Origin of the sequence: Allosphingosinicella sp., from assembly GCF_046295735.1 — a bacterium.
GTDB lineage: Bacteria > Pseudomonadota > Alphaproteobacteria > Sphingomonadales > Sphingomonadaceae > Allosphingosinicella.
The window spans coordinates 1-20,869 of record NZ_JBKBMQ010000011.1 but is presented as its reverse complement, the minus strand read 5'-3'; the positions used below and the strand labels follow the sequence as shown (position 1 = coordinate 20,869).

The 20,869-nt window shown below is 68.0% G+C and carries 27 protein-coding genes; 8 read left to right on the top strand and 19 right to left on the bottom strand.

Annotation, left to right across the window (positions count from 1 at the left end):
- Positions 1-6 precede the first annotated feature (6 nt).
- Positions 7-486, bottom strand: coding sequence for a transcription elongation factor GreB (gene greB, locus ACK4K7_RS11340; protein WP_431866095.1), 480 nt, complete (start codon positions 484-486; stop codon positions 7-9).
- A 204-nt stretch (positions 487-690) separates the two neighbouring features.
- A complete protein-coding gene (locus ACK4K7_RS11335; RefSeq protein ID WP_431866093.1) occupies positions 691-2,664 on the bottom strand; it encodes a lytic transglycosylase domain-containing protein in 1,974 nt (657 codons plus the stop codon).
- A gap of 189 nt (positions 2,665-2,853) precedes the next feature.
- Between ACK4K7_RS11335 and dapA the strand changes: the two genes are divergently transcribed.
- Genes dapA through ACK4K7_RS11310 form a run of 5 tightly spaced genes read left to right on the top strand, consistent with a single transcriptional unit; the run spans position 2,854 to position 7,495 of the window.
- Positions 2,854-3,729 (top strand): 4-hydroxy-tetrahydrodipicolinate synthase, encoded by an 876-nt coding sequence (gene dapA / locus ACK4K7_RS11330; RefSeq protein WP_431866091.1) that lies wholly within the window; start codon positions 2,854-2,856, stop codon positions 3,727-3,729.
- Positions 3,729-4,211, top strand: coding sequence for an SsrA-binding protein SmpB (smpB, locus tag ACK4K7_RS11325; protein ID WP_431866089.1), 483 nt, complete (start codon positions 3,729-3,731; stop codon positions 4,209-4,211). Before dapA ends, smpB begins: the two co-directional genes overlap by 1 nt.
- Positions 4,204-4,755 carry a DUF2062 domain-containing protein gene (locus ACK4K7_RS11320; protein ID WP_431866088.1) on the top strand — a complete coding sequence of 184 codons (552 nt, stop codon included), beginning with the start codon at positions 4,204-4,206 and terminating at the stop codon, positions 4,753-4,755. The genes smpB and ACK4K7_RS11320 overlap by 8 nt, the downstream gene beginning before the upstream one ends.
- A complete protein-coding gene (locus tag ACK4K7_RS11315) occupies positions 4,752-7,097 on the top strand; it encodes a response regulator (protein WP_431866086.1) in 2,346 nt (781 codons plus the stop codon). Before ACK4K7_RS11320 ends, ACK4K7_RS11315 begins: the two co-directional genes overlap by 4 nt.
- A gap of 38 nt (positions 7,098-7,135) precedes the next feature.
- Positions 7,136-7,495 carry a response regulator gene (locus ACK4K7_RS11310; RefSeq protein WP_431866085.1) on the top strand — a complete coding sequence of 120 codons (360 nt, stop codon included), beginning with the start codon at positions 7,136-7,138 and terminating at the stop codon, positions 7,493-7,495.
- Between the two features lie 9 nt (positions 7,496-7,504).
- Here the strand turns inward: ACK4K7_RS11310 and ACK4K7_RS11305 are convergent, their stop codons facing one another.
- From ACK4K7_RS11305 to ACK4K7_RS11260, 10 genes are all read right to left on the bottom strand, one after another.
- Positions 7,505-7,948, bottom strand: a complete 444-nt coding sequence (locus ACK4K7_RS11305) for a PaaI family thioesterase (RefSeq protein ID WP_431866083.1) — start codon at positions 7,946-7,948, stop codon at positions 7,505-7,507.
- Positions 7,945-8,358, bottom strand: a complete 414-nt coding sequence (locus ACK4K7_RS11300; protein WP_431866081.1) for a SufE family protein — start codon at positions 8,356-8,358, stop codon at positions 7,945-7,947. The genes ACK4K7_RS11305 and ACK4K7_RS11300 overlap by 4 nt, the downstream gene beginning before the upstream one ends.
- Positions 8,359-8,398: 40 nt before the next feature.
- On the bottom strand, positions 8,399-8,611 hold the full coding sequence (locus ACK4K7_RS11295) for a hypothetical protein (RefSeq protein WP_431866079.1): 213 nt from the start codon (positions 8,609-8,611) through the stop codon (positions 8,399-8,401).
- Positions 8,612-8,624: 13 nt separating this feature from the next.
- On the bottom strand, positions 8,625-8,882 hold the full coding sequence (locus ACK4K7_RS11290; protein WP_431866077.1) for a hypothetical protein: 258 nt from the start codon (positions 8,880-8,882) through the stop codon (positions 8,625-8,627).
- Positions 8,883-8,930: 48 nt separating this feature from the next.
- A complete protein-coding gene (locus ACK4K7_RS11285; RefSeq protein WP_431866076.1) occupies positions 8,931-9,263 on the bottom strand; it encodes a hypothetical protein in 333 nt (110 codons plus the stop codon).
- 22 nt (positions 9,264-9,285) lie between these two features.
- Positions 9,286-9,576, bottom strand: a complete 291-nt coding sequence (locus ACK4K7_RS11280; RefSeq protein WP_431866074.1) for a hypothetical protein — start codon at positions 9,574-9,576, stop codon at positions 9,286-9,288.
- 30 nt (positions 9,577-9,606) lie between these two features.
- Complete coding sequence (gene pspC, locus ACK4K7_RS11275; protein ID WP_431866073.1) at positions 9,607-9,993, bottom strand: envelope stress response membrane protein PspC; 387 nt, start codon at positions 9,991-9,993, stop codon at positions 9,607-9,609.
- Positions 9,990-10,304, bottom strand: coding sequence for an envelope stress response membrane protein PspB (gene pspB / locus ACK4K7_RS11270; protein WP_431866072.1), 315 nt, complete (start codon positions 10,302-10,304; stop codon positions 9,990-9,992). Before pspB ends, pspC begins: the two co-directional genes overlap by 4 nt.
- Before the next feature lie 3 nt (positions 10,305-10,307).
- Entirely contained in the window at positions 10,308-11,006 is a 699-nt protein-coding gene (pspA, locus tag ACK4K7_RS11265) for a phage shock protein PspA (RefSeq protein ID WP_431866070.1), read from the bottom strand.
- A gap of 115 nt (positions 11,007-11,121) precedes the next feature.
- On the bottom strand, positions 11,122-11,280 hold the full coding sequence (locus ACK4K7_RS11260) for a hypothetical protein (RefSeq protein WP_431866068.1): 159 nt from the start codon (positions 11,278-11,280) through the stop codon (positions 11,122-11,124).
- A gap of 185 nt (positions 11,281-11,465) precedes the next feature.
- Here ACK4K7_RS11260 and pspF point away from each other — a divergent pair, with 185 nt between their 5' ends.
- The 3 genes from pspF (at position 11,466) to ACK4K7_RS11245 (ending at position 13,903) form a co-directional block, all read left to right on the top strand.
- Positions 11,466-12,524 carry a phage shock protein operon transcriptional activator gene (gene pspF, locus ACK4K7_RS11255; protein WP_431866066.1) on the top strand — a complete coding sequence of 353 codons (1,059 nt, stop codon included), beginning with the start codon at positions 11,466-11,468 and terminating at the stop codon, positions 12,522-12,524.
- Positions 12,525-12,567: 43 nt separating this feature from the next.
- Positions 12,568-13,128, top strand: coding sequence for a tetratricopeptide repeat protein (locus ACK4K7_RS11250; RefSeq protein ID WP_431866064.1), 561 nt, complete (start codon positions 12,568-12,570; stop codon positions 13,126-13,128).
- Between the two features lie 148 nt (positions 13,129-13,276).
- Entirely contained in the window at positions 13,277-13,903 is a 627-nt protein-coding gene (locus ACK4K7_RS11245) for a superoxide dismutase (RefSeq protein ID WP_431866062.1), read from the top strand.
- Positions 13,904-13,997: 94 nt separating this feature from the next.
- On the opposite strand, the gene ACK4K7_RS11240 is transcribed toward ACK4K7_RS11245, so the two are convergent.
- From ACK4K7_RS11240 to ACK4K7_RS11210, 7 genes are all read right to left on the bottom strand, one after another.
- A complete protein-coding gene (locus ACK4K7_RS11240) occupies positions 13,998-14,774 on the bottom strand; it encodes an ABC transporter permease (protein ID WP_431866061.1) in 777 nt (258 codons plus the stop codon).
- Positions 14,771-15,718 (bottom strand): ABC transporter ATP-binding protein, encoded by a 948-nt coding sequence (locus ACK4K7_RS11235; protein ID WP_431866059.1) that lies wholly within the window; start codon positions 15,716-15,718, stop codon positions 14,771-14,773. Before ACK4K7_RS11235 ends, ACK4K7_RS11240 begins: the two co-directional genes overlap by 4 nt.
- Positions 15,715-16,320, bottom strand: coding sequence for a septation protein A (locus ACK4K7_RS11230; RefSeq protein ID WP_431866057.1), 606 nt, complete (start codon positions 16,318-16,320; stop codon positions 15,715-15,717). Before ACK4K7_RS11230 ends, ACK4K7_RS11235 begins: the two co-directional genes overlap by 4 nt.
- 67 nt (positions 16,321-16,387) lie before the next feature.
- Positions 16,388-17,287, bottom strand: coding sequence for a signal recognition particle-docking protein FtsY (ftsY, locus tag ACK4K7_RS11225; protein WP_431866250.1), 900 nt, complete (start codon positions 17,285-17,287; stop codon positions 16,388-16,390).
- Between the two features lie 23 nt (positions 17,288-17,310).
- Complete coding sequence (mtaB, locus tag ACK4K7_RS11220) at positions 17,311-18,606, bottom strand: tRNA (N(6)-L-threonylcarbamoyladenosine(37)-C(2))-methylthiotransferase MtaB (protein WP_431866056.1); 1,296 nt, start codon at positions 18,604-18,606, stop codon at positions 17,311-17,313.
- The gene (gene dapF, locus ACK4K7_RS11215; protein ID WP_431866054.1) at positions 18,603-19,394 is read right to left on the bottom strand and encodes a diaminopimelate epimerase; all 792 of its coding nucleotides are present in this window, start codon (positions 19,392-19,394) and stop codon (positions 18,603-18,605) included. The genes mtaB and dapF overlap by 4 nt, the downstream gene beginning before the upstream one ends.
- Before the next feature lie 80 nt (positions 19,395-19,474).
- A partial coding sequence (locus ACK4K7_RS11210) for a putative bifunctional diguanylate cyclase/phosphodiesterase (RefSeq protein ID WP_431866053.1) occupies positions 19,475-20,869 on the bottom strand: 1,395 nt, incomplete at its 5' end.

The window sequence follows — 20,869 nt, the reverse complement described above, 5'->3', positions numbered from 1 at the left end:
CGCGGCTCAGGGATAGCGGATCGCCACCACCTCATATTCCTTCTCTCCGGCGGGGAGGACCACCCGGCGCAGGTCGCCCACAGCGGCGCCGCGGACCGCTCGCGCGAGCGGCGAGTTCCAGCTGATGCGGCCCCGGGCGGCGTCCGCCTCGTCCTCGCCGACCAGCGTCACCACCCGCTCGGAGTCGTCCTCGTCGGCCAGGGTGACCGTGGCGCCGAACAGGACCCGGCTCCTGTCCTCGTGCCGCGCCGGGTCGATCACCTTGGCCGCCTTCATCCGCCTCGCCAGGAAGTTGATCCGCCGGTCGATCTCCCGCAGCCGCCGCCGGCCGTATTGATAGTCGGCATTTTCGGACCGGTCGCCGTTCGCGGCCGCCCAGGCGATCGTCTCGAGCAGCTTGGGGCGCTCGAGCGAGAACAAGGCTTCATACTCCTCGCGCAGCGCGCGATAGCCGGCGGGTGTGATGTAATTGGGGCGCAGGTCCATCGGCGGAACCTAGTCGGGCACGTGCTGGGTGCGAAGAGGAAAGAGGGGCGGAGCCGGGTTTTTGCGAGAACAAGAACCGTTCGGCCTGAGCTTGTCGAAGGCGGCTCCTTCTCTCCCGCGAAAGAGGAAGGAGCGGGTTTCGACAAGCTCAACCCGAACGGTTTTGATGACTTTGAGCCAAGAGGGTAGGGGCGCTCCCCGTCTCTATTCCGCCGCCTGCGCGAGCAGCGGGCGTTCCCGGCTGCCGAGATAGAAGGACAGGCGCTGGTTGCCCTGCGTGGCCGAGCGGTTCGGGTGCATCAGATCGTAGACCACCGCATTTTCGAGAACGCGCTGCACATAGTTGCGCGTTTCGAAGAAGGGGATGGCTTCGATCCATTCGATCATGTCGACGCCCGGGGTGCGGGGATCGCCATTCTCGCGCACCCAGCGGCGCACATTGCCGGGGCCGGCATTGTAGCTCGCCACCGCCAGCGGATAGGATCCGCCCCACTGGTTGAGCAGGCCCGCGAAATAGGTCGAGCCGAGCATCACGTTGTAGTCGGTGTCGCGGGTGAGCCGCGCCTGCTCGTAGGGCAGGCCCAGCCGGGTGGCGACTTCGCGAGCGGTGCCGGGCATCAGCTGCATATAGCCGCGGGCGCCGGCGTGGCTCACCGCCTCGCGGTCGAACAGGCTTTCCTGCCGCGTGATCGCGTGGACCATCGTCCAGTGCTGAGCCTGGGCAGCCGGGACCCGGATCTCGGGGAAGCCCCAGCGCTTGTAGTCGAACGATCCGTCGCTGCGCGCCTGGCGGGCGACGAGCACGCCAAGATCCGGACGGCCGATCTCCTGCCCGAGCGCCACCGCCAGAGTGCGCTCCTGGTCGCTCTTCACCGACGCCGCTAGCGCGCGGACGAATTCCGACTGGTCGCGCCAGCCTGCATTCTGACCGAGATAGCGGACCGCCTGCACCAGCGAATTGTTGGCGAAAGCCTGACGCTCGGCCGCGCTCGGCGGCGGCGGGCCCTGCGTATTGGGGGCGGGGAGCGGCTGGCCGATCCGTTCCAGGGCGAGCTGGCCGTAGAACTGGTCGAAATGGCGGCCGGCCTCGGCGTAGAGCTGCCGTGCGCGGTCCTGCTGCCCCGCCGCCTGCGCGGCGCGGCCCGCCCAATAGAGGCCCTTCGTCTGGGTCTGCGGCGACTGGGCGGCGCGGGCATAGCGCTCGAACAGGCCGATCGCCTCCGCGGGGCGGCCGAGCCGCTGAAGCGCGGCCGTGCCGGCGAGCCAGGCGAGGCTGGTGAAATCGTCCCGCTCGCCGAAGCTCTTCTGCGAGATGTCGGTGCCCGCGGGATAAAGATCGTCGAGCTGCGCCGCGATCTGGTAGGCCATCTGCCACTGGCTGTCATTGGCGGCGCCGCGCGCCATCAGCAGCTGCGCTTCCATGAACTTCTTGGGGTCGGCCGGCAGATTGGCGAGGCTGCGCCGCTGCGCCATCAACTGGCGCGCGCCGAGCGGATTGCCGTTGGAGCGCATGTAATTGGCGCGGTCCATCAGCAGCCCCGGATCGCCCGCGAACGCGGCGCCCAGTGCCTGGACCCGGCCCGGCGCTTCGGAGGAATTGGCCTGGAGCGCCATGCGTGCTTCGTAGAGCGGCTGGCGTTCGGGCGAGGCGAGCGGGAGGATGCGCCGCGCGCTGGTGGTGGCGCCGTTCGACAACAGCACGTCCATCCGCACGTCATGATCCTCGCGGGTGAGCGCGGCGCCGAACTGGCCGAGGATCCGCTCCTCGTCGGTGGTCGGCAGCACGCCGGTGCGCCAGGCGGTGCGGGCGGCGGTGCGCGCCTCCTCGAGCCGGCCCTCGGCCAGCAGCGCGGAGGCGAAGCGGGCATGGCCGGTCGCGGTCAGCGGCGGATGCATGGCGAAGTAGCGGATGACCTCCGCCGTCGAGTTGACGTTGGGGTCGATCTGGCGCTCGGCTGCGCGTCGCATGGCGCTCTCGCCCGGCCAACCGCGATGCGAGGTGAGGAAGCTGGCATAGGCCGAGAAGGGAAGGCTGTCCGACTGGCGCAGGCTGTTCCAGCGCGCGATATCCGCGGCGATATTGTCCGACCGGCGATAGTCCGGCAGGGCCGTGGGCGCCTGCACCGCGGCCACCAGCGGCACGAACGACGCCTGCTGCACGGCGGGCGCCGGCTTCATCTGGACGGGACCGACCGTCGTTGCCGCCACTGCCGCCACGGAGACACCGAGGAGCGCGAAAGGAACCAGTTTCTTTTGCATGCTGGACAGAATGACTACCCCCTCCTTATCAGGCGCTGAACGAGCGCCGGCTGAAAACCACGTTCTTGCTTATGCCCGATTTTGTTCCCTGAGTTAAGGAGCTTAGCCATGTTCAAAGGGTCGATACCGGCTCTGGTGACGCCTTTCCGCGATGAAGCGTTCGACGAGGCCGCGTTCCGTGACTTCGTGGAATGGCAGATCGGCGAAGGCAGCCATGGGCTCGTTCCCTGCGGCACGACCGGGGAATCCGCCACGCTGAGCGCCGACGAGCATCGCCGCGTTGTCCGCGCCTGCGTCGAAACCGCGAACCGCCGGGTTCCGGTCATCGCCGGCTGCGGGTCGAACGATACCGCGCACGCCAAAGCGTTGATGAAGGCCGCGCGCGAGGAAGGCGCCGACGCCGCGCTCGTCGTGCTGCCTTATTACAACCGGCCCAATCAGCAGGGGATCTACGCCCATTTCGCGGCGCTCGCGGATGCGAGCGACCTTCCGATCGTCGTATACAACGTGCCCGGCCGCACGGTGACCGACGTGACGCCGGAGACGCTCGGCCGGCTGGCGACGATCCCGTCAGTCGTCGGCATCAAGGACGCCAGCGGAGACATGACCCGCGTCACCGCCCACCGGGCGCTGTGCGGCCGCGATTTCTGCCAGCTGTCCGGCAATGACGACATGGCGCTCGCCTTCCTCGCCATGGGCGGCGTCGGCACCATTTCCGTGACCGCCAATGTGGCGCCGCGGCTGTTCGCCCGGTTCCACGACGCCTATCTCTCCGGGGACCGGGAGCAGGCGCTGGAGCTTCAGGACCGCTTGTTCCCGCTCCACAAGGCGCTGTTCACCGACGCTTCACCGGGTCCGGTCAAATATGCTCTGAACAAGATCCGACCGGATATGCCCGCCGACCTCCGCCTCCCGATGACGCCGCCGTCCGAAGCGAGCCGCAAGGCGGTCGATGCCGCCTTGGAGCATGCGGGGCTCGTCTGATGGTGCGCCCCCGCCACGCCTCGTTCGACAAGAAGAAGGTCGTCGCCGAGAACCGGCGCGCGCGCTATGATTATGCCGTGGAGGACGTCTACGAGGCCGGGATCGTCCTCACCGGCACCGAAGTGAAGTCGCTTCGCTTCGGCGAGGGATCGATCGCGGAAAGCTATGCCGAGGTGAAGGACGGGGAGGTGTGGCTGGTGAATGCGAACATTCCCGAATTCAGCCATGGCAACCGCTTTAACCATGAGCCCAAGCGGCCGCGCAAGCTGCTGCTGAACGCGCGCGAGATCAACAAGATGTTCGGCGCCGTCGCCCGCCAGGGCATGACCCTGGTGCCGCTGTCGGTCTTCTTCAACTCGCGGGGCCGGGCCAAGGTGGAGCTCGCGCTCGCCCGCGGTCGCAAGGCGCCGGACAAGCGCGAGCACGAGAAGGAAAAGGACTGGAAGAGGGAGCAGGGCCGCCTGCTTCGCCAGCATGGCTGAACGGCTGTCCCGCTGGCTTGCCAGGCATGCGCCGAAGCGGGAGGAACTGGCGCAAAGCCGCTGGATCAAGCCGTTCGGAACGCGGGTGCTTCGCTCCGACCTGTGGCGCTTCACCCGCCGCTCGGTGCCGCGCGGGGTCGGCCTCGGCATCCTGGTCGGCATCTTCCTGATGATCCCCGGGCTCCAGATCATCGGGGCGGCTCTGGTCTCCGTGCCGTTCCGCGCCAACATCCCCATCGCGGCGGCGATGACCTTCCTGTCGAACCCCGCGACGACGCCGTTCATCCTCGTCTCGTCGATCTTCGTCGGCAATTCGCTCGGCTTCCATGCCGATATCGAGACCTTTTCCTCGCTCTACGACAGGGGCGCGGGCGCGGGCGAATGGATCGGCTGGATGTTCTCGGATGCCGCGCCGGCGCTCCTTAGCGGGCTTCTCGTGATCGCCTGCGTGGCAGGGCTGATCGGCTATGTGGCGGCGACGTTCGGCTGGCGCTGGTGGACGGCGCGCAAGTGGCGGCGCCGGGCAGGGGCGGGCGGGCGATGAGCGCGGCCGCGCTCGGCCGCCCGGCGGGAAGCCTGCTGCTGCTCGCGGCCGCCGCAATTTCGGCGGGGCTGCTGCTGTGGGGGATCGGCGACCCGCTGTTCGCCGCCGCCTTCGCCGCCGGCCTGACGGGCGCGGGCGCGCTGCTCCTGCTGGTGCGGCGGAGGTCCGCGTCGGGGGAGGGCGATACCGCGCCGCAGCCGCCGGTGGACGTCGGCCTGCTGCGCGCCGCTCTCGATGCCTCGCGCGCCGCGGCGGCGATCACCGACGGACAGAGCGGGCTCGTCGCCGCGAACGACAGCTGGTGCCAATGGTTCGGTGCCGTGGCGCCGCTCGATCTCGCCGAAGACGCGCGGATCGGCGATGCCGCCACGGCCGCGCGGCGCGACGGGACCGCGGTGATCGACCGGCTGCGGATCGGATCGCTGACTTTGCGCGCGGAGCTCCGCCGGACCGGCGGGCATCTCCTCTGGACGCTGCACCGCGCCGACGATCTCGACATCGCCCGCGAGGCGCGGCGGATGATCGCGGGCGAGCCGGGCCGGCGCATGGGCGAAGCCGGCCTGATGGCGGTGCTGACCGACGGCGAAGGCACCATCCTCGCGGCCAATTCCGCCTTCGCCGTGCGGGCGGTCGGGGAGGAAGGCGGAACGGTCGAGGGCCAGCCGCTGGTCGGCTTCCTCGCCGGCGCCGACACAGGCCATTTCCGCTTCGCGGCCGAAGGGAAGGGCGCGACGGCGCTGCGCATCGTGCCGATCGCGCTCGACGACGCCGGGGAGACCCTGTCCTTCTTCCTGCTGCTCGACGAAAGCGGGGAGGGGCTGCGGGGCGAGGAGAACGGCAATATCCACGCTCTTCTCGACATCCTACCGTTGGGCCTCGCGCTCGCCGACCGGGACGGGCGCTTCACCTATCTCAACAAGGCGTTCCGCCGCGCCGCCGGGCTGGGCCCGGACGAGCGCCCGACCTGGCCCGGCGACCTCCTGGTGGACGAGGACAAGGCGCCGGTATCCGATTCGGTCCGCCGCTTCGCCCGCGGCGCCGCCATGTCCGGCGACATCGCGGTCCGGCTGCGCGGCAATCCGGACGAACCGGTGGCGCTCACCATCGCCGGCGCGCGCGGCCTCGGCGACGCGGCCGTGCTGCTCAGCCTCAAGGACAATAGCGAGGAGGCGCGGCTGAAGCGGGAGGTCGCGCAGGCGACGAAGATGCAGGCGGTGGGTCAGCTCGCCGGCGGCGTCGCGCACGATTTCAACAACATCCTCACCGCCATCATCGGCCATTGCGACCTGATGCTGATGCGCCACTCGCCGGGCGACAGCGACTATGACGACATCCAGCAGATCCGCTCCAACTCCAACCGCGCCGCCAGCCTCACCCGGCAGCTGCTCGCTTTCTCGCGCCAGCAGACGCTCCGCCCGCAGGTACTCCAGCTTCCGGACGTGATCGCCGAGGTTTCGAACCTCCTGAAGCGCCTGCTCGGCGAGACGGTGAAGCTGCAGGTGAAGCATGGCCGGGGCCTCGGGCCGGTGCGGGCCGATCCGGGGCAGCTCGAACAGGTGATCGTGAACCTCGCCGTCAATGCCCGCGACGCGATGCTCGCCAAGGATCCGAACGGCGGCGGCCTTCTCACCATTCAGACCTATTCGGTTCCGGCCGAGGACGTGCGCCGGATGGGAAGCGATATCCTGCCGATCGCCGATTATACCGCGCTCAAGGTGACGGACACCGGAACGGGCATCCCCAAGTCCATCCTGGGCAAGATTTTCGAACCGTTCTTTACCACCAAGGAGGTCGGGAAGGGGACCGGGCTCGGCCTCTCCACCGTCTACGGGATCGTGAAGCAGTCGGGCGGTTTCATCTTCGCCGATTCGGAGCCGGGTAAGGGCACCGCCTTCACGCTCTACTTCCCCGTTCACCGCGCCGAATCGGCGAAGAGCACGGCGCGAAAGGTCAAGGAGAAGCCCGCCGAGCTGTGGGGAACGGGCACCATTCTGCTCGTCGAGGACGAGACCATGGTCCGGGCCGTCGCCGAACGGGCGCTCACCCGCCACGGATATACCGTGCTGCCGGCCGAGAATGGCGAGGCGGCGCTGGAGATACTGGCGCGCGAGCCGAAGATCGATCTCATGATCTCGGACGTCGTCATGCCGACGATGGACGGCCCGACCACCGTACGCGCCGCGCGCAAGATGCACCCCGATCTCCCGATCCTATTCATTTCGGGCTATGCGGAGGAGCAGCTGCGCCAGTCGATCGACATCGACCGGGTGTCCTTCCTCGCCAAACCCTTCTCCGTCCAGAAGCTCGCCGAGGCGGCGCGCGACACGCTGAATGCGAAATAAGTCTTTCTCTTTGCGCAACGAATCAGTAGGCGCGTGTCATGTCTGAAAGCCGGTCGATCCTGATCATCGAAGACGAGCCGCTGATCGCGATGATGCTCGAGGACTTCCTCGATTCGCTCGGTCACAAGGTCGTCGGCACCTGCGAGAGCGTCGAGGAGGCGCTCGCCCGGGTCGAGGAAGGCGGGTTCGAGGTCGCGATCGTCGACGTGCACCTGAAGGACGGCAAGAATGTCTGGCCGGTGGCCGATCGGCTGGCCGACAGCGGCACGCCCTTCATCCTCGCGACCGGCGGCCATGTCGAACCGCCGCCCGCGCGCCATGCCGGCGTGCCCGTGCTGAACAAGCCCTACACGATCGACGCCATCGAACCGGCTCTGGACGAAGCGCTCGCCGGCTGACCTTCCGCGTCAGCGGGTGAACATGAACGTGCCCGTGACATGGGCCACGGGATCGGACGGGTCGCCGTCATGGGCCGTGCCGCGCACGAAGGCGATGCTGCGCGTGATGCCGTAGCATTCGCCGCGTCCGATCACGTCGCGACCCGGCGCGGCCGGCCGCAGATAATCGACCCGAAGGTCCAGCGTCGCCTGATGGCGGAAGCTGTCGAGGCGTATCCAGATGGCGAGGCTGGTGGCCATGTCCATCAGGCTGATGATCGGCCCCGACGCGAGCACCCCCGTCTCCGGCATGCCGATCAGCCGCTCGTCATACGGCAGGCCGAGTTCGCACCAGTCGGCGCCATGATCGTGATAATAGATGCCGAGCGCGCCGCCGTGGCCGACCTTGCGGACGTAGGAAAGGAACAGCTTCGGATCGAAGCTCGGCCGCGCCAGCAACTCCTCCCGGGTCATGCCGCGAGCCGCCGGGCGGTGTCGCGGATGAGGGCGATCATGTTCGGTATGCCCTGGGTGCGGTTGGAGCTCAGCTGGTTCTGCAGGTCGAAGCGGGCGAGGGCGCCCGCCACGTCCAGTTCCGCCACTTCGTCCGCCGGCCTGTCCTGGACGGCGAGCAGGATGAGCGCGACGATGCCCTTGGTGATCGCCGCGTTGCTGTCGGCCAGGAAGTGGAGCCGTCCGTCCTCGCGCGGCATCGGATAGACCCAGACGGAGGCGGAACAGCCGCGCACCAAGGTGGCGTCGGTCTTCAGCGCCTCGGGCATCGGCTCCAGCGCGCGGCCGAGGTCGATCAGCAGCCGGTAGCGGTCGTCCGGCTCCAGCAACTCGTAATCGGCATAGACATCGTCGAGCGTTCCGAAGGACATGGCCGCCCCTTAGCGGCTTCCGCCCGGCCGCGCGACGGCTTTATTCCCCGCCGTCGGCGATCGCCTCCAGCCGGCGGACGCGGGCGCGCAGGTCGCGCAGGTCCGGGGCGACCCCGCCGCCGCCGCCGGTCAGCTCCATCCGCTTCAGCTCAAGCCAGCCGCGCCAGCCCTTGAGCGCGGCGGCACTGGCGAGCGCCACGGCGGCGACCGCGGTCGATCCAAAGGCGGCGATCAAGGCGGGGTCGGTCGTCATCTTCCCTGCTCCCTCAGCGATCCCGAAGCCGCTCGAACTCCTGTTCGAGCAGGTGGTTCTTGTCGGTGGCGATCCGCTCCAGCACGATCACGCGGTCCTTCAGCGCCTTCACTTCGTCCCTGAGCCGCGCCGTCTCCGCGCTCTCCAGCGCCTCGGCATTCTCGCCGCCGCGGCGGGAGCGGCGATGGTGATAGCCGTACTTGGCCCTCAAAACGCTGGCGATCATCACGATCGACACGATCAGGACCACCATCAAATGCGAACTCTGCATGTCCTTCTCCCCTGTGGCCGCGGCGAAGGGCCGCGGCCCGACGTCGGTTCAGTTGCGCCGGTCGATGCGCAGCGCCTCGATTTCCTGGGTCAGCCGGTGGCCGTCGTCGGTGACGATCCGCTCGACAGTCGCGACCCGCTCCTTGACCGCGCTGAGTTCGGCGCGGAGCTGGGCATTCTCGGCAGTGATCAGCTTCAGCCGCTCGGCGGTCTCGGTGGTCACCCGCGGCTCGAGCGCCTTGCCCCAACTGTTTTCGAGTGGATAGCCGTGCTTGATCCTCAGCCAGGTGGTGAAGATCCACCCGCTGATCGCGAGGAATCCAAGCACGAGCCCGCCGCCGATGATCCAGGGCAGATGCGGAATGATGATCTCTTCGGCCATTTCATTCTCCCTTTCGCGCCGCTCAGCGCAGGCTGTCGATTTCGCGCGCGGTGCGCTCGGCGGGATCGGTGGCGATCCTCTCCAGCACCGCAAGCCGTTCCTCCAGGCGGCCGAGCTGACCGCGCAGCCGCTCATTCTCTTCGGTCAGCGTCTCGACCTTCCGTTCGCGGCCCGGGTCGACCGGGTGGGTCATCCCGCCCCACTCATTCTCGATCGGATAGCCGTGCCTGGCGCGGATCCAGCTGGTGATGATCCATGCTCCGAAGGACATGGCGATGATGGCGAGTACGAAGGCCGGGCTTCCCCAACTCATGATCTGTCCCCTTGATTGATCCTGCCGTGCTCAGCGCAGGCTTTCGATTTCCTGCGACAGCCGACTGTTCGAGCTCGTGACGTAGGTCTCGACGTCGGCGAGGCGGCGGTCGATCTCGCGGAAGCGAGAGCGGACGTCCCGCGCGGTGCGGCGCGGGTTGGTCCGCACGCCCTGCCAGAACTTCGCGTCTTCGCGGCTTTCATAGTCCAGCTCGCGCGGCTTCACCGGCGCCATCCAGGCGGCGATCAGATAAGCGATCAGCGTCCACGGGAAGCCGCCGAGCACGGTCAGGATGACGATGCCGATCCGGACCAGCGTAACGTCGACCCCGGTATAATCGGCGAGGCCGGCGCACACGCCCTTCCACTTGGCATTGGACTTGTCGAGGTAGAATTGGGTGCGGCGGGGCGCGTTCATGAGATCCTCCTCGTAGGCTGGTTGGAGCGGCCGGCTTCGAGCCGGCGGGCGCGCAGGTCTTCCAGCGCCTCGTCCACCGGGTCGCAGCCGATCTGGCGCCAGTTGGGATTATCGGCGGCGACGATCCGCTCGATCGTGCACATGCGATCGTCGAGCCGGCGGGCGAGGTCGTGAAGCTCGTCGAGCAGATTCTCGTCCTCGGCGGTCAGCGTCGAAGCGCTCTTCCACTTCGTGACATAGTGGAAAATGATCCACGGCAGCCCGATGAAGAGCATGGCCACGATCATGATGGGGAGAAACACGTCCTCCATCGATCAACCCTCCTGTTCCTGGGCGTCGCCGCCCGCGTTGCGCCGCGCCATCGAGGCTTTCAGCGCCTCGAGCTCGGCATCGACCTTGTCCGAATTCCTGAGTTCCGCGATCTCGTCCTCCAGGCTCTTGCCCGGGCCGCCGAGGCTCAGCGCCTCCGCCCGGCCCTCGGCGAGGTCGGCGCGGCGCTCCAGCACGTCGAAGCGAGAAAAGGCATCCTGGACCTTCGAGCCGCCATAGGCCTCCCGCAGCCGCGCCCGGTTCTGCGCGGTCTCGATGCGGTTCATGATGGCGGTCTGGCGGGTGCGGGCCTCGCGCAGCTTGGTCTGGAGCTTGGCGATGTCCGCCTCGGAAGCGCGCAGCGCATCGTCGAGCACGGCGATCTCGATCCTGAGCTGCTCGGCCATGTCGCCGGCCTTCTGCTTTTCGACCAAGGCGGCCTTGGCGAGATCCTCGCGGTCCTTCGACAGCGCCAGCTCGGCCTTCTCGGTCCAGCTGTCCTGCAGCGCGTCGAGCTTCGCGATCTGGCGGCGCATTTCCTTCTGGTCGGCGATGGTGCGCGCGGCCGAGGCGCGGACTTCGACCAGCGTCTCCTCCATCTCCATGATGATCATGCGGATCATCTTGGCCGGATCCTCGGCCCGGTCGAGCAGGTCGGTAACGTTGGCGGCGATAATGTCGCGTGTCCGCGAAAAGATGCCCATGCTAAAAAGCTCCTTGACTGAACTGGGGGCTTCGAACGCCCGCGTCGGCTCAGGCCTGAACGAAGGCCGGGGAGGGCTCAAGGGGGAAAGCTCTCCCCGGCCGACGATCACCACCTTACCCATCGGCGCGGTCCGCCTGGGCGGCGGCATAGACGGCCGGGGCCGCGCGGTCGAAGGCGGCGGCCGGTCCGACCGCCGCGCCGACGAAGAGGGTCGCGAAGAACATGGCGCCGAGGGCGGCAGTGGCGACCCGGCTGAACTCGATGTTGAACATTGTCGGTCTCCCTGAACCTTGGCGTTGCGTTGCTCGCCCCGTTCGTCCGGCGGCGATGCCAACAGATTTACAAGAGCCGTGCCAAGTGCCGGGAGCCCCGGAAAACCGCGAAAAACGGCGAGAGCAGCGGCTGCTGCGCCATTTTCCTCTTGCCAAGATGTGGGAAATTGTCCCAACAATCGGGAATGGAGCGGACAACACAGCTGGTCGGCCAATCCTCCACCTTCCTGGACGCGATCGAGCGCGCCAGCCGCGCCGCGCCGCTCGACCGTCCGGTGCTGGTGATCGGCGAGCGCGGGACCGGCAAGGAGCTGGTGGCCGAGCGACTGCATCACTTGTCCTCCCGTTGGGACGGGCCTCTCATTATCATGAATTGCGCCGCCTTGCCCGAGACTTTGATCGAGGCGGAGCTGTTCGGGCACGAAGCCGGCGCCTTCACCGGCGCCACCAAGGCACGGGCCGGACGCTTCGAGGAAGCGCATGGCGGGACCCTGTTCCTCGACGAGCTCGCCACTTTGTCGCAGGGCGCGCAGGAGCGGCTGCTGCGCGCCGTCGAATATGGGGAGGTGACGCGGATCGGCGCCAGCCGTCCCGTCGAGGTGGACGTACGGATCGTCGCCGCCACCAATGAGCATCTGCCGCGGCTCGCCGAGGAGGGGCGGTTCCGCGCCGACCTTCTCGACCGCCTGTCCTTCGAGGTGGTGACCCTGCCGCCGCTGCGCGCCCGTCAGAGCGACATCCCGATCCTCGCCGATCATTTCGCGCGGCGGATGGCGCTGGAGCTCGAATGGCCGCGCTGGCCCGGCTTCAGCGAGCGCGCCGCCGCCACGCTCCAGACCTATGACTGGCCCGGCAACGTCCGCGAGCTGCGGAACGTGGTCGAGCGGGCAGTCTACCGCTGGGAGGATCCGGAACGGCCGGTCGACGAGATCCAGTTCGACCCGTTCGACTCGCCCTGGCTTCCTCAGCCGCGGCCGCGCGCCGATGCGGCGGCGGGCGCGGTGGCGCGCATCGAACCCCCCAAGACTCAGGAGATCCTGCCGCCGCTGCCGGTACCGGCTTCGGGCGGGCACGACCCGCTTTCCTGCACCGACTATCGGCTCGCCGTCGCCGAATATGAAAAGGCGATCCTCACCGCCGCTCTCGAAAAATGCCGGTGGAATCAACGGGCTGCGGCGGCCGCCTTACAGCTGACCTATGATCAGCTGCGCCACGCGCTGCGGCGCCACGAACTGCTGTCCTGAGCGCGCGATCGTGATATAATCGGGCATTCGCAAGGAGGACCCGATGATGCCGAGGTTCGCTGCCCTGACCGCCGTCGCGCTTGCCGCGTTCGCCGTCCCCGCCACCGCCGCCGTGATGGCGGTCGGCACCACATCCGCCAGGCTCTGCTACGAAGCCGCGCGCTCCCCGCTGACGCCGACTCCCGGCGATCTCAGGCGCTGCGACATGGCGCTCACCCAGGAAGCGCTGGTCGGCTACGAAGTCGTCGCCACCTACGTCAACCGCGGCATCCTCAAGGTGCGCCGCGGCAATGTAGAAAGCGGCATTCTCGACTTCGATATGGCGCTCGCCCGCGATCCGAACCAGGCCGAAGCCTATCTCAACAAGGGCGTCGCATTGATGCGGCGGGAGAATGTCGGCGACGCGCTGCCCCTGTTCACCGTGGCGCTCGAGAAGAATACGCAACGGCCGGCGCTCGCCCATTATGCCCGGGGCGTCGCGCACGAGGCGCTCGGCAACGTCCGCGAGGCCTTCGCCGACTATCAGCGCGCCAGCCAGATCGAACCCGAATGGCAGGAACCGCGGATCGAGCTCAGCCGCTTCCAGGTGCGCGGCCAGCGCTGATCCCGTCAGCCGGGGCCGCCAGGTCCGGCTTCCGTTCGTCTCGACCGATCGGTCCAACCGAAATTGTTGCGCCCTCGTCTCGAAAGGGGCTGCACGGGCGGCCGTTGCGCGCTAGCAGCGTCCTCGCACAGACAGGAGGACCAGACTCATGGCGTTCACGCTTCCCGATCTCCCGTTCGCCAAGGAGGCGCTCGGCGACTATATGTCGGCCGAGACGCTCGACTACCATCACGGCAAGCACCACAAGGCCTATGTCGACAAGACCAACGGAATGCTCGACGCCAAGGGCTTGGCGGGCGCCTCGCTGGTCGAGGTGGTCCGCGCCGCCAAGGAGCGCGGCGATGGCCCGCTGTTCAACAACAGCGCGCAGATCTGGAACCACAGCTTCTACTGGCAGTGCCTCGCCCCGCCCGAGGGCCAGCGGCCCACCGGCATGCTGGCCGAGATGATCGACGACGCCTTCGGATCGACCGACAATCTGCTCGCCAAGCTCAAGGAGGAGGCGGTCGGCCATTTCTCCAACGGCTGGGCGTGGCTGGTGCTCGACCGCGACCAGCTCAAGATCACCTCGCTGCACGATGCCGACACGCCGCTCGTCTATGACGGCATGAAGCCGCTGCTGACGCTCGATGTGTGGGAGCATGCTTATTATATCGACTATCGCAACGCCCGGCCGGACTTCGCCGAGAAGGTGCTCGGCAACATCGTGAACTGGGAATTCGTCGCCCGGAACATGGACGGCGAAGGCCACAAGCGCGCCGACCAGGAGGGGTAAATTCCTCTCCCAGCTCGCTGGGGGAGGGGGACCGCCGCCAAAGGCGGTGTTTCGCATGGTCCCCCTCCCCGAGCATAGCTCGGGGAGGATGTGCTCAACTCTTCAGCCGGTAGCCCGTCTTGAAGATCCACCACACCGCGCCGAGGCAGATCAGCAGGAAGGCGGCGGTCATCGCGAGGCTGACGCCGACACCGACGTCGGCCGTGCCGTAGAAGCTCCACCTGAAGCCGCTGATCAGATAGACGACCGGGTTGAACAAGGTCACGGTCCGCCAGGGCTCGGGCAGCATGTCGATCGAATAGAAAGCGCCGCCGAGGAAGGTGAGCGGCGTCACGACCAGCATGGGGATGAGGCTCAGCTGCTCGAAATTCTTCGCCCATACCCCGATGATGAAGCCGAACAGGCTGAAGGTGGTGGCGGTGAGGATGAGGAAGGCCGCCATCCACAGCGGGTGGAGGATCTGCAGCGGCACGAACAAGGCGGCCGTCGCCATGATGATGAGGCCGAGCAGCATCGACTTGGTCGCCGCGGCGCCGACATAAGCGAGCACGATCTCCAGCGTCGAGACCGGGGCCGACAGCAGCTCGTAGATGGTGCCGGTGAATTTTGGGAAATAGATGCCGAAGCTCGCATTGAAGATCGACTGGGTGAACAGCGACAGCATGATGAGGCCCGGCACGATGAAGGCGCCGTAGGAGACGCCGTCGATCGCCTCCATCCGCGCGCCGATCGCCGCGCCGAACACGATGAAATAGAGCGAGGTGGTGATCACCGGCGTCACGATCGACTGCACGATGGTGCGCAGCGCCCGCGCCATTTCGAAGCGGTAGATGGCCCATACGCCATGATAGTTGAAGCCGCGCGCGCTCACCTTGCCTCCTCCCGCGGCGCGCTCACCAGGCTGACGAAAATGTCCTCCAGCGAGCTTTGCCGGGTGTTGAGATCCTTGAAGGCGAGGCCGAGTTCGCTCATCCGCCGCAGCAAGGACGGAACGCCGGTCCGCTCGGCATTGGCGTCGAACACGAGGCGCAGCTCATGCCCGTCGCCGGCCAGCTCCAGCGGCCATTGCGCCAGCTCGGAGGGGATTGCGGCGAGCGGCTCGGCCAGCGTCAGGGTCAGCTCCTTCTTGCCGAGCTTCGCCATCAGCGCATGCTTCTCCTCGACCAGGATCAGCGCGCCGCGGCTGATCACGCCGACGCGATCGGCCATCTCCTCAGCCTCCTCGATATAATGGGTGGTGAGGATGATGGTGACGCCGGTCTCGCGCAGCCGGCGCACCAGCGCCCACATGTCGCGCCGCAGCTCCACGTCGACGCCGGCGGTCGGCTCGTCGAGGAACAGGATCTCGGGCTCGTGGGACAGCGCCTTGGCGATCATCACCCGGCGCTTCATGCCGCCCGACAGCTCCATGATCTTCGACTTGCGTTTGTCCCAGAGCGACAGGTCCTTCAGCAGCTTCTCGATATAGGCCGGGTTCGGCGGACAGCCGAACAGGCCGCGGCTGAAGGTGACCGTCGCCCATACCGTCTCGAACGCGTCGGTGTGGAGCTCCTGCGGGACGAGACCGATCCGGGAGCGGGCGGCGCGATAGTCGCGGGCGATGTGGTGGCCGTCCACCAGCACCTCGCCGGCGCTCGGCGTCACGATGCCGCAGACGATGCTGATGAGGGTGGTCTTGCCGGCGCCGTTCGGGCCGAGCAGCGCGAAGATATCGCCGCGGGTGATGTCCAGGTCGACGCCCTTCAGCGCCTCGTGGCCGCCGGCATAGCGCTTGGCGAGTCCGCGGATGCGGATGACGGGGGGCTGCGCGGTCATTGTGTCGGCGGAATCGGCGGTTCGTCCTTGCTCGGCTCCAGCATCAGCCCATGCCGCATCAGCATCGGGATGTTGGCGAGCGCGAACAGGAAGGTGACGGGGAGGAAGAACCACAGTTTGAAGCCGACCCAGAAATCGGTGCTGGTCGTGCGCCAGACGGCTTCGTTCACCACCGCCATGGCGAGGAAGAAGCCGATCCAGTTGCGGGTGAGCTTGCGCCAGCCGGTCTCCGACAGGCCGGGATAGGCCGATCCGAGCACGAGCTGGAGCAGGTTGCGGCTGGTGAGGAGGCCGAACAGCAGCACCGCGCCGATGGCGGCATAGACCATGGTCGGCTTCATCTTGATGAAGGTCTCGTCCTGCAGCCAGAGCGTAATCCCGCCCAGCACCAGCACCATCAGGCCGGAGAACCAGAGCATCGGCGAGATGTGCTTGTAGCGAAAGCGCGAGATCGCCATCGCGATGGTGATCGCGACCATGAAGGCGACCGTCGCGGTGAAGATGCCGCGCATGAAATTGACGGCGAAGAAGACGACCAGCGGTCCGAGGTCGATCAGCAGCCGCGCGCCGGCGCCTGGCGCTTCCTTCTGCTCTACGGTCATTGGATGGCTCCTTCGGTGCCCATCGCCCCGGGCAGGGAGCGGAGAGGGAGGCTCCAGACCATCGTCCTCATCGGCCGGCTCCCGAAATGGCGCGCGCGACTTCCGCGGGGTCAAAGGGGCGCAGATCGTCCAGCCCCTCGCCGATGCCGATGGCGTGGATCGGCAGGCCGTAGCGATCGGCGGCCGCGACCATGACGCCGCCCCGGGCGGTGCCGTCGAGCTTGGTCATGACGAGGCCGGTGACGCCCGCCACCTCGCGGAACACCTCGATCTGGCTCAACGCATTCTGCCCGGTGGTGGCGTCGAGCACGAGCACCACGTCGTGCGGCGCGGCGGGGTTGAGGCGGCCGAGCACGCGCCGGATCTTGGCGAGTTCGTCCATCAGATGCGTCTTGTTCTGGAGGCGGCCGGCCGTGTCGACGATCAGCACGTCGATCCCTTCGGCGGTCGCTTTCTTGACGCCGTCGAACACGATCGCCGAGCTGTCGCCGCCTTCGGGGCCGGTGATGATCGGAACGCCGATCCTCCCGGCCCAGACTTCAAGCTGCGCGATGGCGGCGGCGCGGAACGTGTCGCCGGCAGCGAGCAGCACCGAATAATCCTGTTCCATGAACAGGTGCGCCAGCTTGGCGATGGTCGTGGTCTTTCCCGAACCGTTGACGCCGACGACGAGGATCACCTGCGGCCGCGGGAAGGCCTCGATCTCGAGCGGCTTGGCGACCGGCGCCAGGATCTTCTCGAGCTCCTGCGCCACCACCTCGCGCACGGCGGCTTCGGACAGGCCGCGCTCGAACCGCTCGTCGGCCAATCGCGCACGCACCTTGGCGGCCGTCGTGGGTCCGAGGTCGGACGCGATCAGCGCCTCCTCGATGTCGTCGAGGGTGCGGTCGTCCAGCGCCTCGCGGGTGAACAGGCCCGTCAGATTATCGCCCAGCCGGTCCGAGGTCTTGCGGAAGCCGGCGCGCATACGGTCCAGCCAAAGCGTGTCGGTCACGAAGTCACTCCGATCAGCATTCCGTCTTCCACTCTGGTGATGTTCGCCTCCACGATTGCGCCTTCTACGCCGTCCACGCGGACGGGCGCGAAATTTTCGGCATGGCCGGTGCCGCCGCGCTCGACCAGCACCCGCTGGCGGGTCCCCGCCAGCCGGTCGAGCCAGGCCGCCCGCCGCCGCGCCGCAGCCTCGCGCAGCGCGCGGGCGCGCGCCTTGACGACGGGCTGCGGGACCTGTGGCATGCGGGCCGCGGGCGTGCCGGCGCGCGGCGAGAAGGGAAAGATGTGCGCCATCACGATGTCGCACTCCTCGATCAGGGCGAGGCTGTTGGCGTGCATCTCCTCGGTCTCGGTAGGGAAGCCGGCGATGAGGTCCGCGCCGATCGCGATTTCCGGGCGCCGGTCCTTCAAGCGGGCGACCGTCTCCACCGCGTCGGCGCGGCCGTGGCGGCGCTTCATGCGCTTCAACACCATGTCGTCGCCGGCCTGGAAGCTCATATGGAGGTGCGGCATGAAGCGCGGCTCGCCCGTCGCGATTTCGAACAGGCGCGGGTCGAGCTCGATACAGTCCAGCGAAGAGAGGCGCAGGCGCGGCAGATCGGGCACATGGCGCAGGATCCGCTCGACGAGGAGACCGAGCGTCGGCGCGCCCGGCAGGTCCGGCCCGTAGGAGGTGACGTCCACCCCCGTCAGCACCACTTCGCGAAAGCCTTCCCCGACCAGCGCCTTGACGCGATCGACCACCAGGCCGGCGGGCACCGAGCGGCTGTTGCCGCGGCCGTAGGGGATGATGCAGAAGGTGCAGCGATGGTCGCAGCCATTCTGCACCTCGACGAACGCCCGCGCCCGCTCGGCAAAGCCGGCGACGAGATGAGGCGCGGTCTTCCGCACCGCCATGATGTCCGAGACGCGCACTTCGGCGCCCCCCGTCATCCCGGCGAAGGCCGGGATCTCTCTCCCGTCGTCGAGCGTGAGGTCGTGAGATTCCGGCGTTCGCCGGAATGACGCGGGGTCCATTTTCTCCCGATTGCCGATCACCCGGCTCACTTCGGGCATGCGGGCGAAGGTCTCGGGTTCCACCTGGGCGGCGCAGCCGGTCACGATGATGCGCGCCTCGGGCCGCGCGCGTTTGGCCCTGCGGATCGCCTGCCGCGTCTGGCGCACCGCCTCGCCGGTCACCGCGCAGCTGTTGACGATGACGAGATCGTCGGCGCCGGCGGCGAGCGCCCGCATTGCCTCGCTTTCGGCCGCGTTGAGCCGGCAGCCGAGCGTGATCAGCTCCGGTCCACTCACAGCGCGACCTCTCCGGCGAAGACGGGGGTCGCCGGGCCGCTCATCCGGATCGTGCCGCCCGGCGCCCAGTCGATCAGGAGCGGCCCGCCTGGCAGCCGCACCTCGACCGGGCCGCGCGCTAGGCCGCGCCGGACCGCCGCCACGGCGGTCGCGCAGGCGCCGGTGCCGCAGGCCTGGGTCAGACCCGCGCCGCGCTCCCAGACGCGCAGGTCGATGGCCCCGCCCGCGAGGCGCGCGACATTGACGTTGACCCGCTGCGGGAAGAGCGGGTCGTTTTCGATCATCGGCCCCAGCCGGGCGAGATCGACCGCCGCCGCATCCTCGACGAAGAAGACGATGTGCGGGTTGCCGACATTGACGGCGGCGGGGCGTTGCAGCGCTTCCCAGCCGACCGGCATGTCGGCCGTATCCATGGCGTAAGCGAGGGGAATGTCCTCCCAGCCGAACCTGGGCGCGCCCATGTCGACGGTGGCGGCGCTCCCGTTCGCCGAGGCGGCGATGACGCCGCCCTTCGTCTCGATCCGGCTTTCGCCGCCCGCCAGCAACGCGACGCAGCGCGCGGCATTGCCGCAGGCTTCCACCTCGCCGCCATCGGCGTTGAAGATGCGCATGCGCAGGTCCGCGACGTCCGATGGCTCGAGGAGGATCAGCTGGTCGCAGCCGATGCCGGTCTTCCGGTCCGCGAGCGCCCGCGCCCGCGCGGCATCCATCGCGAGCGCCTCCTCGCGGCCGTCGAAGATCACGAAGTCGTTTCCGAGCCCGTGCATTTTATGGAAGCGCCGGTTCATGCGCCCCCGCATCTAGGGAGCGGGCGAAGGCAAGTCCAGTTGGCGGGAGGGGCAGGGGAGCGCCGGAACCCCCGCCGCCGTCACCTGCGGACGGAGCGGCGCAGCGGCTCTTCGATCGCGGTGGGCATGGGCGCGGTGCGCGGGCTGGGGAGGAGCGCGCGCGACGCGAGCAGCTTGCGCACCTCCGCGGCGGGCACCGGCCGGCCAAACAGATAGCCCTGGCCCTGATAGTCGCCGATCGAACGCAGGCGCGCCTCGACCAGTTCGTCCTCGATGCCTTCGGCGGTGACCGCGAGCCCGAGGCTCTCGGCGAGCCGGGTGATCGCGGTGACGATCGCGACGCTTTCGGTATTCTCCGTGATCGACGCGATGAAGCTGCGGTCGATCTTGATCCGGTCGAACGGAAGCGCCCGCAAATGGGCGAGCGAGGAATAGCCGGTGCCGAAATCGTCGAGCGCCAAGCGGACGCCCTGGTTCTTGAGGCTGGCGACGATCGATTGGGCGAGCCCCAGATTCTCGAAAAGCGAGCTTTCAGTGATCTCGACTTCCAGCCGCTCCGGCGGGAAGCCGGTTTCGACCAGAAGCTTGGTGATCTTCTGCGCGAACCAGGGGTCCTTGAGCTGCACCGGCGATATGTTGACGGACAGGGTAAGGCTGGGGTCCCAGCTCTTGGCTTCCTCGAAAGCCTGGCGCATCACGGCGAGCGACAGATCTCCGATCAGGCCGCATTCTTCCGCGATGGTGATGAATTCGTCGGGACAGACGATGCCGCGTTCCGGATGATTCCAGCGCGCCAGCATCTCGAGCCCGTGGAGGCTGCCGCTGACGAGATCGATCTGCTGTTCGAAGAAGGGCACGAAATCGCCGGCGGGGATGCCGGTGCGCAGGCCCGCCTCGATCGCGTTGCGGCTCTGCAGCTCGCGCTCCATGCTCGCGTCGAACCAGACGAAGCGGCCGCGGCCGAGCTTCTTGGCCTGGTACATGGCGATGTCGGCGCGGCGGGTGAGCGCCTCGACACTGGTGCAGTCCGGACCCGAGCGGGCGATCCCGACCGAGGCGCTGACATGGGTGTGGACGCCGGCGAGATCGAACGGTTTGCCGAGCCGGTCCACCACATATTCGGCGATCCGGTCCACCTCCGCCGGTGCCGCCGGGTCGATCAGGAAGGCGGCGGCGAATTCGTCTCCGCCGAGCCGCGCCGCGACGGCGGTGCGCGGCAGCGTCTTCTGGATGACCTCGGCCGTCATCCGGAGGAGATTGTCGCCGGTGAGGTGGCCGTGAATGTCGTTGACGTTCTTGAAGCCGTCGATGTCGATGATCAACATCGCCACCGCCTGGCGGCGCTTCAGCGACGACGCCATCAGCTCGTTGGCGGCCTGCGCGAACGAGCGGCGGTTCAGGAAGCCGGTCAGGGGATCGGAGGAGGCGAGCGAGTGGGCACGCCGTTCCGCCGCGGTGCGCTCCTCGACCTCGCG